The sequence below is a fragment of the Mesotoga sp. UBA5825 genome (assembly GCF_002432955.1).
Lineage (GTDB): Bacteria > Thermotogota > Thermotogae > Petrotogales > Kosmotogaceae > Mesotoga.
The window spans coordinates 82892-96107 of the sequence record NZ_DJHG01000069.1 but is presented as its reverse complement, the minus strand read 5'-3'; the positions used below and the strand labels follow the sequence as shown (position 1 = coordinate 96107).

Below are 13216 nucleotides of genomic sequence, written 5' to 3'. Positions count from 1 at the left end.
TACATGAGAGTGCTGTTTGTTTCTTACGAAGTGTATCCGTTAGCAAAAGTAGGAGGTCTTGCTGATGTAGCTGGATCCCTTCCGAAGTACTTGAAACAACTGGGAGTGGATGTTGATATATTAATGCCTCTTCATGGATCGATAGATAGAAGCGTTTTATCAAAGACGGGAAGGGTCCAGAAGACAAGATTCTTAAGAAGACCTCGCTTCTTTGATATCTATAAGACTAAATTGCCTCAAAGTGAAGTGAGTGTCTTTCTGCTGAGAAATGAAGATCTTATGGACTCCAAGGAGGTCTATGGCTCATCCGATTTAGCTCTTCAAGCAATGAGCTTTTCCGATGCAGCCACGTCCTTTGCGATTGAGCAAGGTTATGATATCGTTCATCTCAACGACTGGCATACCGGTCTCATGGCAGTCTATCTTAAGCAAGCCGAAGCCGGAATCAAGACAGTCCTCTCAATTCATAACTTAGCTTATCAAGGTGTCTATGAAGACAGGTATTTTGAACTCTCGGGGATTAAGAAAGCTTATCAAAAAGATATTTCAGTGCAAGAAGGCCTCAATTTCCTTAAGGCGGGCATTGAATTCTCCGATAAGCTTAGTACGGTCTCCCCTACCTACGCAAAGGAAATCCAGACTCCTGAGTACGGTGCGGGGCTGGAGGCAATCCTTTCCAGAAGGAACAATGATCTGGTTGGAATATTGAATGGAATCGATTATTCCGAATACGATCCCGAAAACGACAGGCGTTTGTGGGCTAACTTCGGTCTTGATAACCTTAAGAACAAGAAGATAAACAAATGCAATCTGCAGAAATTGGTAGGTCTTCCCGGAAACAATACGGCAGTTATTGGATTGATCTCAAGACTTGTTGATCAGAAAGGGCTCGACCTAATAGAGGAGATTAAGGATGATCTGATGAAGCTTCCCGTCCAACTAATAGTTCTGGGGACTGGTGAGAGGAGATACGAACTCATGTTTAAGGAGCTTGAAGAAGCTTATCCAGATAGGGTAGCTGCAAAGCTAACCTTCGATTTGGATCTTGCCCAGAAGATTTACGGGGGCGCAGATATGTTCTTGATGCCTTCCAGATATGAACCTTGCGGCTTGGGTCAGATGTTTGCCATGCGGTATGGGACGATCCCTGTAGTTAGATTCACCGGTGGATTGGCAGATACAGTGAAGGAATTTGACGGTTTGGATTCCGGAAATGGTTTTGGTTTTTCTGATTACAAAGCTAGTGGACTTCTTGAAGCAATTGATAGAGCTCTCGAAGTATACAGTCGGCCGGACTGCTGGAGGAAAGTAGTGTACAATGCCATGAGTGAGGACTTTTCTTGGAACGCTTCGGCGAAGAACTACATATCTCTATACAGCGAGATGCTGGAGGTCAAAGGTAATGCCTGAATTAAGAAAGGATCCGATAATAAAGAGATGGGTAATAATAGCTACTGAAAGAGCTAGAAGGCCTCATGATTTCATAAATGCCAAAGAGAAAGTGGAATCGGCTTTCTGTCCGTTTGATTACGGAAATGAGCACACCACACCACCTGAAGTCATGGCTTTCAGACCTGCAGATACTACAAAAGACAGCCCGGGATGGTGGGTTAGGGTAGTTCAGAACAAGTTTCCAGCTCTTGATTCAAGTACAGAACCGGATCGCTTTGGCCATGGAATGTACGATGTTATAAAGGGTTTTGGAACGCATGAAGTGATTATCGAGACACCTGATCATAACGCATCTATGGCTACTCTATCGTATGAGCAGGTTAGGGAAGTGATCTGGGCATACAAAGAACGTCATCAGGTGCTTGAAAAGGATAATAGGATCAAATACGTGTTGATATTCAAGAACCATGGAAGAGAAGCCGGGGCATCCCTGGTGCACTCCCACAGTCAGTTGATAGCTACTCCAATTGTGCCTAAGAGAGTTGATGAAGAGATCACTGGTGCTGCAGACTACTACCGTTTCAGAGAAAGATGCGTTTACTGCGATATGGTTAACCAGGAAGGACTGGAAGGGACGAGAGTGGTTGAGGAGAATAATGATTTTGTTGCTTTCGAACCATTTGCTGCAAGGTTTCCTTTTGAGACCTGGATCGTTCCGAAGGTTCATAAAGACAATTTCGGAGAGATCTCTGCTTCTCAGATCGATAGTTTTTCTGTGATACTTAAGAATATGTTGCTGAGGATTCACAAGGCTCTCGATAATCCGCCCTACAATTTCATGTTGCATACGGGAATCAAGGGTATGGAGCAATCAGCTCACTATCACTGGCATCTGGAGATAGTTCCAAGACTCACAAGGGTCGCTGGTTTTGAGTGGGGTTCAGGCTTCTACATAAACCCTATGCCTCCCGAGCATGCTGCGATGTATCTTCGAGAGGTCAGGATTGAGGAGGAGTAGAATGGAAACCAGAATAAGTGATGAACTGCTGAAGCATCTTGAAGAACTTGCAAAATTCGAACTGAGAGAACAGGAGCGCGTGAGTCTTAAGAAGGATATCGAAGAGATTCTGCAGTACATGACGCTTCTAGATCAAGTTGATCCCAGTGCCGATGAAATGATATCTCCAGTCGAGAAGAGTCTTGAGCCAAGAGAAGACGCTCCGATGGAATTTGAAGGTGCAAAGCTAATTCGTGATCTTTTTCCTGAGCGGGAAGGAGACTATCTCAAAGTTCCAAGGATATACAAAGGGGAGAAATGAGCAACGCTTCTGGTAAAAGATATGAAGATATTGCTTGCAGGTATCTTAAGAAGTCGGGATACAAGATAATTGCGAGAAATATCTCGTATAGATTTGGTGAGATAGATATTGTTGCATTTGAAGGAAGGACGATGGTCTTTGTTGAAGTCAAAGGAGGGAGTTCTTTCAGATTGCCGAGATACAGAGTTGACGAAAGAAAGCTAAGGCGACTCGAGTTGGCTGCCCAGAGATACATATCGACTGAAAAGCCAACCTTTAGTGAAACAAGGCTTGACGTTATTGAGGTTTTGAATGATGGGGAAGTAAATCATTTAAAAGCAGTTGGAAGGTGGTAGCGTGCTTAGAAATAGCCAGAGAATCTTTGAAGAGTACGAAAGATGGCTTAAGAATTCTACGGAAGAGATGAAGGAAGAGCTCAAGATGCTTTCGCCGGAAGAAGTTAGGGATAGGTTTGCTCTGGATCTCGAGTTCGGTACCGGTGGAATGCGAGGAGTTCTTGGTGCCGGAACAAATCGTATGAACATTTTCACAATAAGAAGAGCTTCTCTTGGCTTCGGTCGCTGGATTTCTGATAAGTACATAGATCCGTCAGTAGTAATAGCCTTTGATACAAGGCACAAATCTTCTTGTTTTGCTGAAGTGTCGGCCGAGGTCCTCTCGTCAATAGGTATCAAGGTTCACCTTTTTGTTGAGCCAATGCCTGTTCCAGTCCTAAGTTTTGCGGTTAGGGAGCTTAAGGCAAGCGGAGGAATTGTAATTACTGCCAGTCACAATCCACCTCAGTACAATGGCTTCAAGGTCTACACTTCAGATGGAACTCAAGCGGTTCCCCGTTACGCTGAAGAGATAATTCAAAGCGTTAATGGATCAGACTTTTTCGAAAACTACTCGCCGAAGAGAGAGATAATTTATAACATACCAAACTCTGTTCTTGATGGATTTTTGGAGACTGTGAAGGAAAACGTTCTCCACCTTTGTAACGATTTTGAATCAATTAGCGTTGTTTATTCCCCTCTCCATGGAACCGGCAACTACCCTGTCTACAAGACACTTTCCGATCTTGGCCACAGAGTGAAACGTGTCGAGGAGCAGGCTATACCTGATGGTAGCTTCCCAACCGTCAAGAGTCCAAACCCGGAAGATCCGAAAGCATTTTCTATGGCTCTTGATGTCGCAGGTGAAACCGATGCCGATCTTCTGATTGCGACGGATCCGGATTGCGATAGGTTGGGCATAATGGTAAGGCAAGATGGAAAGTACATCGCGATCAATGGAAATCAAACAGGCGTGATAATGACCCATTTCATTCTTGAGAGATTGAAAGGGTCCCTTCCTGACGATGCGTTTATTGTGAAGACGATAGTTTCGACGGATCTGGTGAAGAGTATCGCTGCCCGAAGCGGTGTAAAAGTAAGAGAGACCCTAACCGGGTTCAAGTACATTGGAGAGATCATTGAGAAATCAGAAATTGAAGGAAGAGGAAAGTATCTTTTCGGTTTCGAGGAGAGCTACGGCTCTCTCTACGGAAGGCATGCGAGAGACAAAGATGCTGTTAGCGCTGCTGCTCTTGCCTGTACAATCGCGGGCTTCTTGAAGCGGTCAGGACTTTCATTGATTGAGTATCTTGAAGAGATCTATAAGGAGTTCGGTTATTATCTCGAGGCACTCGTTAACAAGGATTACGAAGGCATAGAGGGAAAGGATAGAATAGAAGCAATCATGAAAGGGCTTAGGGAAAGCAGGCCATCTGCAATTGGGGGTTTTAGGGTAAGAAAATTCAAAGACTATATGGAAGACTCGGGTGATCTCCCCATGGCCGATGTGATTTCAATGGAGATGGAGGATGGTTCTAAGATTATTGTAAGACCTTCGGGGACAGAACCAAAGGTCAAATTCTATCTCATGGCAAAGGGAGAAACCAATGATGAAGCAAGAAGAAAAATCGATGAACTAAAAGAACTGATCGAAGGGATTGTAGGCCTATGAATTACAGGTACGCTCACATTTTGTACCGTGGGGATGATTTTCTCTCTCCAAAGAGAGCAACATTTGATCACAGAACTAAGACAGGCTTTATGACCACGTGGTCGACTGAGCATTCAAGCGATTTACTCAAACACAAATACTGGAGTTGTCTTAGCGCTTATGGCCTTGAAAGTGCTACTAGACGCAAGATCTCTTTCGAAAGAAAGCACAGTGATGCGAACCTTCTTTATTTCAAGTACGAGCTGGAAGTTCCTGAAGCGCTTGAAGGTTACTTCGATCCAACGATACTCGAAGTGCTTTCTAATAATCTTTCCGTAAGGGAGACAACTGAGGAAGTCTACAAAATGCTTAAGGATTATGAAGAGGGAACTCTGAGATTCAATGATCAGGGCTTTTCCTCATGGCTTGCAGGAAAAGTTGGAGGCCTTCTGCTAAGTGATGGCGAGAAGAAGGAGCTTGAAAACTCCCTGATAAAGTATGTCGAAACCATAGTTGGAAGGGTTTTGTNNTGGACTGTTTATAATGGAGATTTACAGAGAATGGGAAAGGACCTCTCTTCAATGGTTTATCTCTACACCGAGATGCTAGATCTCACGGGTTCAAAATAACTGTGAAGAGATTCGCTGCAGTAGTGTCGTATGACGGGACCGATTTCTTCGGTTTTCAGAATCAGCCGGATATGCGAACTGTACAGGGTATCTTCGAAGAAGCTCTGGAAAGAATTCACAAGTTCAGAGTCTCGAGTCAGGGAGCCGGTCGAACAGACACGGGAGTTCACGGCTATGGTCAGGTAATCGCTTTTGATTCTAACCTTGATAGATTGGATGCTCCAACAATGAAAGCTGCGCTCAACGCGAATCTTCCGGCGGACGTGTATGTTAGAAAAGTGTATGAAGTAGCGGAGAATTTCAGCCCAAGGTTTGCTGCGAAGAAGAGGATCTATCACTATTACATTCTCAATTCAAGCGAACCGGACATCTTCAGAAGAAGGTTTGTCTGGTGGTTCCCGTATACTCTGGATATTGAATCGATGCGGAGAGCAGGGAGTCGACTTCTTGGAGAACACAACTTTACTGCTTTCAGGACTGGCAGAGATGACAGAAATCCAATAAGGACCGTTTCAGCCATTAGAATTGTCAGGACGAGCCCTCGTCTTATACTCATTAGGGTCGAGGGAGTCTCCTTTCTCAAGAGAATGGTAAGGAATATCGTCGGTACGCTTGTGAAAGTTGGCACCGGGAGCACTTCTGAAGAAGCCGTTTCTGAATTCCTTTCTTCACAGGATAGATCAATGCTTCCAGGAACTGCCCCTCCTCAGGGACTTGTATTCTACAAAGCGGTGTTTGATGAGTTTGAAACGTAGACTTGATGAACTATTGTTTGGGCTTGGGCTGTCTGAGAGTAGAACGAAAGCAGCAGAACTGATCAGGAGCGGAAAAGTTACTGTAGATGGTATGATTGTTCTTAAGCCGGGTTACAAGGTGGATTCTGACAGAGAAATAGTTGCCTCGAATTCCTTCATGCCGGTAGGGCGAGGGTATTACAAACTGAAGAAAGCTATCGATGAGTTCAGAATAAAACCCGAAGGTAAGAGAGTAATTGATGTTGGTGCATCAACCGGTGGCTTTGCACAACTTCTGCTGGATAAGGGTGCAGCCAGTGTGATTTGTGTAGATGTTGGGAAAGACCAGATCAGTAACAAACTTAGAGAGGACAGCAGAATCTTGTCAGTTGAGTCAACTGACAAAAGAGATTTCTCTATTGTGTAGTTGGGGGCGAAGTTGATCTATTGACCGCGGACTTATCATTTATCTCTACAGCAGGTTTGGCAGAGCTCTTTAGGATGTTTCTGAAAGACAACGGAGAAGCGGTGGTCCTAATAAAGCCACAATTTGAAGTTGGTCCGGGTGTTGTTAAGAAGGGATTGGTGCGCTCACGTACGGCTCATCGCGAAGTTATAGAAGTATTTGTAAAGGCTTTTGTTAGTAGCGGCATGTTTCCCGTAGGAATAACGTTTTCTCCAATCAAAGGCAAGAGAGGTAACATCGAGTATCTTCTCTATTCGGTTGCTGGGGAGACATTTGTTGAGTTAGACTATGACTATTTGATTGAGAAGGCTTTCGCGTTTTTCGATCGGGATAGCAACCAATTGGTTTGAAGGGAGGGAAAACCCCGGTTCACATGAGTGATCCGGGAGAGCTTGAAATCCTTACTCGTTTTTATGCTGGTGCTTGTTTCTTTTTCCGCATTAATGGCACAAGATATTTTCGATTTCGTTCCTGAAGATGTCGGCTATTTTCTCATTCTTCGTGGGTTGAGATCAACTATGGAAGTTCTCAGGGACAGCACCAATTTTTTCGGTGCCTATCTCGGGGATGATGGGTTCGGTGCTGAACGAGCCTTTTATGGGATAATCGATGCTGCCGGATACAATGCGGAGGTCGATACGAGTTTTCTTAAGAACGCTTTGAATAATGACATTCTTCTCGTTGGCGAAGGTATCGATCTCTCTCTTGATGATCTGCTGATGTTTGATCCGTTTTATCTCCTTGAGAAACTGAAGCTCACCAGGAACAGAGTTTTCATAGCTTGGCGAACCTCTAATTCCTTTCAGTTATTGAAAGCTACGGCGGCCCTTCTGGATATGGCAATATTCGTTCAACCTGGAGAGACAGTTAACGAGTTGAGGAGCAGTACAGGAACTCTCTTCTACAATGCCGCAGATGACTACCTAATAATCGGCGGTAATAAAGAGGCTGTTACTCTGGCTTTGAAGACTTATGCTGGAGAAGGTGGTAGGTTACTGGAGTCAAACGGTAAAGGCAGAGAGGTTGCGGAGAAGAGTTATGACTTCACTCTTGCCGGTTATATTGATGGAGACCGATTCCAGCTTGATCTGGGACTTGAGTCTACCTTTTCAATCGAGAATACAGTGGTTTTTGCTCGTCCGGAAGGACATACACTTACAGCTACGATCGTTCAGGATACGATGTTTGTGGACAGTGAAGAGCTTCAGAAGATGATTTCCTTGTCTGATGCCAAGGAGGTAGAGGCATCAAAGGCAACTCTTGGTGACTACACGGTTTTCTTTCCTTGCTCATCTGTAGAGACCTTGAGGAAGGAGCTCGCTCACTGGTTTGAGCTTGATCTCGAACCTTACAGAGAACTTGCGGATTTTGTCGTCCTTCTCTCGAGAGAAAGCACAGGAAATACAAGGATATATGGTGATTTGGTCTCTGAGACTCCGAGAGTAACAGCAGTGTTTACTAACAGAAGCTCGGATACCGAAAGACTCGAAGGACCGCTCAAAGAGTGGGGTGCGGTTCAGTCCTCGTACAGGGGCAACCGTATCTACGAACTTGAGAATGATTTCGATACTATATATTTCATTTTCTCAGCCGAGACAACCGTGCTCACTTCGCTTACACCCGACGAATACTACAGATTGCTTTCTAATGCAGAGATTTTGAGTAGTAACACAAGTTACGAATTTGTCAGAAGATTGGGCATGGGCAACGATCTCGTGCATGCATTTATTGACATGAAGAAGGTTTTTAGGTCTCTCATGGGGATTTCAGTAGATAGCGCTCTCCTCTACCAGCAAACCTTCGTTGAAAACGGTAATATGATTCACGCGCTACGTTTCTATTGAGGTGATTTGATGGGGATTTTCTCGAAGATATTCGACAAAAACAAAATGCTTCTCAAGAAGTATTCAAAAACAGTTGAAAAGATAAATGAATTAGAGCGAGAGGTCAGTAAGTACGATCGACTAGATTTCATGAAGAAAACTGAGGAATTCAAAGCCAGGATTGACGAGGGCCAGTCGCTTGAGTCTGTTCTGCCGGAGGCCTTTGCGCTTGCAAGAGAAGCTGCCAAGAGGACAGTGAAGATGAGACCCTTTGACGTGCAGCTTATGGGTGCTCTTTCTCTAAACGAAGGCAAGATCGCAGAAATGAAAACCGGTGAAGGAAAAACTCTTGTGGCAACGATGCCCCTGTATCTAAATGCTCTGTCAGGTAAGGGTTGTCATCTCGCAACTGTGAACGATTACCTTGCAAAAAGGGATGCGGGATGGATGGGGCCGGTTTATGAGTATCTTGGGTTGCAAGCCGGGTTCATCCAAGCAGCAATGGAGCCTATGGAGAGAAAAAAAGCCTATGATTGCGATATAACTTATGGAACTGCAAATGAGTTTGGTTTTGACTACTTGAGAGACAATCTTGTCTACTCTCTCGAGAACAAAGTTCAGAGAGGCCACAACTACGTGATTGTAGATGAGGCCGATTCAATCCTCATAGATGAGGCGAGAACGCCACTGATCATCTCTGGTCCCGCTCAGGACTCGTCAAGTCTGTATAGACAGTTCGCCTTCTTTGCAAAGCGATTTCAGGCCGAAAAAGATTTTGTTGTTGACGAAAAGGACAGAACGGTGACCCTTACAGATGAAGGAATAGAAAAGGCTGAGAAGCTTCTTCAAATAGAAAATCTTTACGACCCCAGTAATTATGACTACATCTTCCATCTTTTGAATGCTTTGAAGGCTATGATTTTCTACAGACGAGAAGTTGATTATCTTGTTACTAATGAAGGTGAAGTTGTCATTGTTGACGAGTTCACCGGCAGGTTACTCCCTGGAAGAAGGTACTCTGAGGGTCTTCATCAGGCCATAGAAGCCAAAGAAAACGTGCAGATAAGACAGGAATCAGTCACTTTCGCAACTATTACCTTTCAGAATTACTTCAAGCTCTATGAAAAGGTATCGGGAATGACCGGTACGGCCGCGACTGAAGAATCCGAGTTCATTTCTATGTATAATACTCCGGTCGCCGTTATTCCGACGAACAAGAGAGTAATTAGGCTGGATAAAGAAGATGCAATCTATAAGACAAGGGAAGAGAAAAACGAAGCGATCATTGATGAGATCGCTCAACGATATGAGAAGGGACAGCCAGTGCTTGTTGGTACTACTTCAATAGAAAAGAGTGAGCTCCTGAGCAAAATGCTGCAGAAAAAGGGAGTTCCTCATGAAGTCTTAAATGCAAAATACCATGAGAGAGAAGCAGAAATCGTGGCTAATGCAGGTGAGCGAAAAACCGTTACTATAGCCACTAATATGGCCGGGAGAGGAACTGACATAAAACTTGGTGATGGGGTTGTGGAACTTGGAGGACTGTACGTTCTTGGAACGGAGCGGCACGAGAGCAGAAGAATTGACAATCAGCTAGTTGGCAGATCAGGTAGACAGGGCGACCCAGGAGAGTCAAGATTCTTCCTCTCTACTGAAGATGATCTTCTTCGACTGTTCGGTGGTGAACGAATGCAATCGATTATGAATACCCTCAAGATCGAAAAAGGTCAACCAATAGAGCATTCGCTTCTAAGCAGGATTATTTCGTCTGCTCAAAAAAAGATTGAGGGAATGCATTTCGAGATCAGGAGACGCCTTTACGAGCTAGATTCGGTTATTGATCAGCAGAGGAGCGCCATATATGCTCACCGCAACTGGGTATTGAAGGGTGAAGAGATCGATTCGAATGTCTTTGAGATTATTGAAGATGTAGTTGATAGAAGACTGTCGGGACTTGAGCAGCTTCCTTCTTTTGAAGATATTAAAGTCTCCTTCAGTTTCCTGCCTGCGGGGGACATTGAGCGGCTCAAGGGTATTAAGAACGTCGAGGAGCTTAGAAACGTAACCTTGTCGCTACTGCAGGAGATTTATGCCGAAAAGAAGGCTTCATTTGGAGATGAGTTCCCTCAGGTGATGAAGTACATTATGCTAAGGATGATCGATGAGAGATGGAGAAGACACCTAGAATCTATTGAGCACCTCAAAGACTCGGTGGGTTTAAGAGCTTACGGTCAGAAAGATCCTGTGATAGAATTCAAGAAAGAGTCTTTCATTCTTTTTCAGCAGTTGACCGATTCTCTTTATGATGACATTGCCAGTGCCATAGTCAGAATAGTTAGAGTCGATAGTGATAAGGCCAAGCAAAACGCCGACAAGGAATTCAGAAGTCTTCAAGCTATGCACTCCGATTTCAGTGGAGTTGGAGGAGAAAAAAAGGCAGACACTGGCGGCAAGAAGAAGGGTACAAAAAGGTTCAAGGTTAAACGTTAGTCCGGAGGTGTAACTTGATTAGCTATGAAACAAACTTGAGAATTCAAGAGCTGAGGGAGAAATTCGATTCAATAAGAGAGACTCTTGATCTCGAGAAGATAGATGAGAAACTGAAGGATATCGAAAAAAGGATGAGTGATCCCTCAATATGGAACGACCAAAAAGAGGCTTCCAAGCTGGGAATAGATGCGCAGTCGTTCCGCGGAATCCTTGGTCTTCTAAGGGATGTGGAAGAGGAGTTTGAAAGCATTGACATTGCTATTGAGCTATCGGGAGAAGACGAAAGCTTCGTCAAGAACGTTGAAGAGCTCGTAAGATCGGCAGAAAAGAAGGTCAGGGAGTTTGAGCTAACGATCCTCCTAAGCGGAAAGTACGATAATAACAACTGTTTTATGTCAATTCACCCAGGTGCCGGAGGAACCGAGTCTCAGGACTGGGCGTCAATGCTAATGAGAATGTACATGAGATGGGCCGAAGGAAATGGATACAGAATAACTATAGTCGATGAACTGCCTGGAGATGAGGCAGGAATCAAGAGTGTAACCCTGAATTTAGCTGGTCCATATGCCTATGGAAAACTCAAGTTTGAGGCGGGTGTCCACAGGCTAGTAAGGATTTCTCCATTTGATGCAAATCATAGAAGACACACTTCTTTTGCTTCTGTTAGTGTCTTTCCCGAGATGGATGAAGTACCGGAAATCGAGATAAAGCCTGAAGACCTCAAGGTCGATACATACAGATCCGGTGGTGCCGGTGGCCAACATGTGAACAAAACAGACTCTGCCGTTAGAATTACTCATCTTCCAACAGGAATAGTTGTTGCATGTCAGACGGAAAGGTCTCAGCACCAAAACAAGGCAAATGCAATGAAGATGCTCTACGCAAAGTTATTTGAAATCGAGATAGAGAAAAAGCGTAACGAGAAACTCAAGCTAATGGGTGATCAAAAAGATATTTCATGGGGAAATCAGATAAGATCATACGTATTCCAGCCTTACACAATGGTTAAAGACCACAGAACAGATGCGGAGACCGGCGACATTCAATCTGTCATGAATGGTGAGATAGACGAATTCATTGAGAAGGAACTGCTTTTCTTCTCATCAATTGAAAAATCTCTCGAATGAATATCGCTATGAGTTTGACTTTGGCTATAGAAAAATGTTATTATTCTTTTGAGCGGAGTGAATTCAGTGTCCAGGCAATATGATGAACACCACAGGAGCGTTATGGTTCACGAAGCGCTCCATTATTTGCTTGGTGGACGTATTGAGGGTACCTATCTTGATTGTACCGCTGGAGAGGGTGGTCACATAAAGGCAATACTGAAGGCCACCAACGGTCAGGCAAGAGTCATTGGACTGGATGTAGACCGTGAGGTTCTGGATTTAGCGGAGCAGAATCTCGAAGAATACCGGGGCAAGTTCAGACTATTCAATTCTTCTTACGTTGATTTCGAAGCAGTATTAAGGCAGGCAGGCGTTGAAAGGGTAGACGGAGTTTTGTTGGATGTTGGTACTTCCACTTTTCAGCTGAAGTCTAAAGGAAGAGGGTTTTCGTACGAACTGGACGAACCGCTCGATATGCGTATGGATCTCTCAACTAAGATTACAGCAGCAGATGTTGTGAACAGCTACAGCGAAAGTGAACTGTCGAGGATCATCTTTGAGTATGGTGACGAGAAGAGATTCGCCAGAAGAATAGCGAAATGCATAGTTAACAGAAGACCTTTATCTACTACTAGAGAGTTGCACGATGCAGTGAAAGCAGCAATGCCACCGGCCGAAAGGTACAAGAGGAAAAGACATTTCGCGACAAAGACGTTTCAAGCGATAAGAATTGTAGTTAACAAGGAATTAGAGAACATCGAAGGTGTCCTGAGAAGCATTCCCGGTTTTCTTAAGCAAGGCGGTAGGATCGTTTTTATTTCATTTCATTCTTTGGAAGACGGCATAGCAAAAAGGGTATTCAGGGAGAAATCGGACTCAGAGTTGAAGATCCTTACGAAGAAACCCATACAGCCGTCACAAGAAGAAGTAGAACTCAATCTAAGAGCAAGAAGTGCAAGGTTGAGGGCAGCGGAGCGGATTTGAAGGGAGGAACATCTCGTGCAATCCATAACAGCGAAGCGGAAATCGCTGGCGCGTGAAGGCGGCAAAGCCTTAGCGAACAGTGAAGTATGGGGTTTGTTTGGTTTTCTGCAAGTTCTTGTGATTTTTCTTTCACTGGCAGTTTCAATTGCTCTCCCGTTCTATTTTGGCAATGAAGTTGATAAAATTACAGAGGTGGCGACGAATAGAGAGCAGAGCATCACAGTCATGAAGTCTCGACTAGGAGATGTCTCTAGGGAAATTTCATATTTACAGACGGTTGTTGGGGTGAGAGCAGAAAAGTAGAA

Annotated in this window: 12 protein-coding genes and 1 pseudogene; all 13 read left to right on the top strand. The window is 44.3% G+C overall.

Annotated features, from left to right (window positions below):
• Nucleotides 1–3: 3 nt before the first annotated feature.
• The 13 genes and pseudogenes from B3N33_RS06780 to B3N33_RS06715 all read left to right on the top strand — a co-directional run bounded on the left by B3N33_RS06780 (nucleotide 4) and on the right by B3N33_RS06715 (nucleotide 13214).
• On the top strand, nucleotides 4–1410 hold the full coding sequence (locus B3N33_RS06780) for a glycogen synthase (protein WP_292592647.1): 1407 nt from the start codon (nucleotides 4–6) through the stop codon (nucleotides 1408–1410).
• Nucleotides 1403–2410, top strand: a complete 1008-nt coding sequence (gene galT / locus B3N33_RS06775; RefSeq protein ID WP_214061288.1) for a galactose-1-phosphate uridylyltransferase — start codon at nucleotides 1403–1405, stop codon at nucleotides 2408–2410. The genes B3N33_RS06780 and galT overlap by 8 nt, the downstream gene beginning before the upstream one ends.
• A 1-nt stretch (nucleotide 2411) precedes the next feature.
• Entirely contained in the window at nucleotides 2412–2711 is a 300-nt protein-coding gene (gatC, locus tag B3N33_RS06770; RefSeq protein WP_214061289.1) for an Asp-tRNA(Asn)/Glu-tRNA(Gln) amidotransferase subunit GatC, read from the top strand.
• Complete coding sequence (locus B3N33_RS06765; protein ID WP_214061290.1) at nucleotides 2708–3046, top strand: YraN family protein; 339 nt, start codon at nucleotides 2708–2710, stop codon at nucleotides 3044–3046. Before gatC ends, B3N33_RS06765 begins: the two co-directional genes overlap by 4 nt.
• Nucleotide 3047: 1 nt before the next feature.
• A complete protein-coding gene (locus B3N33_RS06760; protein WP_292592645.1) occupies nucleotides 3048–4697 on the top strand; it encodes a phospho-sugar mutase in 1650 nt (549 codons plus the stop codon).
• A gap of 610 nt (nucleotides 4698–5307) precedes the next feature.
• Nucleotides 5308–6060, top strand: coding sequence for a tRNA pseudouridine(38-40) synthase TruA (truA, locus tag B3N33_RS06750; RefSeq protein ID WP_292592641.1), 753 nt, complete (start codon nucleotides 5308–5310; stop codon nucleotides 6058–6060).
• A complete protein-coding gene (locus B3N33_RS06745; protein ID WP_292592639.1) occupies nucleotides 6044–6466 on the top strand; it encodes an SAM-dependent methyltransferase in 423 nt (140 codons plus the stop codon). The genes truA and B3N33_RS06745 overlap by 17 nt, the downstream gene beginning before the upstream one ends.
• 14 nt (nucleotides 6467–6480) lie before the next feature.
• Nucleotides 6481–6855, top strand: a pseudogene (locus tag B3N33_RS06740) (SAM-dependent methyltransferase); the annotation flags it as partial.
• A gap of 42 nt (nucleotides 6856–6897) precedes the next feature.
• The gene (locus tag B3N33_RS06735) at nucleotides 6898–8349 is read left to right on the top strand and encodes a hypothetical protein (RefSeq protein ID WP_292592635.1); all 1452 of its coding nucleotides are present in this window, start codon (nucleotides 6898–6900) and stop codon (nucleotides 8347–8349) included.
• Between the two features lie 9 nt (nucleotides 8350–8358).
• Complete coding sequence (secA, locus tag B3N33_RS06730) at nucleotides 8359–10818, top strand: preprotein translocase subunit SecA (RefSeq protein ID WP_292592633.1); 2460 nt, start codon at nucleotides 8359–8361, stop codon at nucleotides 10816–10818.
• A 14-nt stretch (nucleotides 10819–10832) separates the two neighbouring features.
• Complete coding sequence (gene prfB, locus B3N33_RS06725; protein WP_214061070.1) at nucleotides 10833–11945, top strand: peptide chain release factor 2; 1113 nt, start codon at nucleotides 10833–10835, stop codon at nucleotides 11943–11945.
• A 66-nt stretch (nucleotides 11946–12011) separates the two neighbouring features.
• Entirely contained in the window at nucleotides 12012–12911 is a 900-nt protein-coding gene (gene rsmH, locus B3N33_RS06720; protein ID WP_292592630.1) for a 16S rRNA (cytosine(1402)-N(4))-methyltransferase RsmH, read from the top strand.
• A 15-nt stretch (nucleotides 12912–12926) separates the two neighbouring features.
• The gene (locus B3N33_RS06715) at nucleotides 12927–13214 is read left to right on the top strand and encodes a hypothetical protein (RefSeq protein ID WP_214078144.1); all 288 of its coding nucleotides are present in this window, start codon (nucleotides 12927–12929) and stop codon (nucleotides 13212–13214) included.
• The last annotated feature ends 2 nt before the right edge of the window (nucleotides 13215–13216 follow it).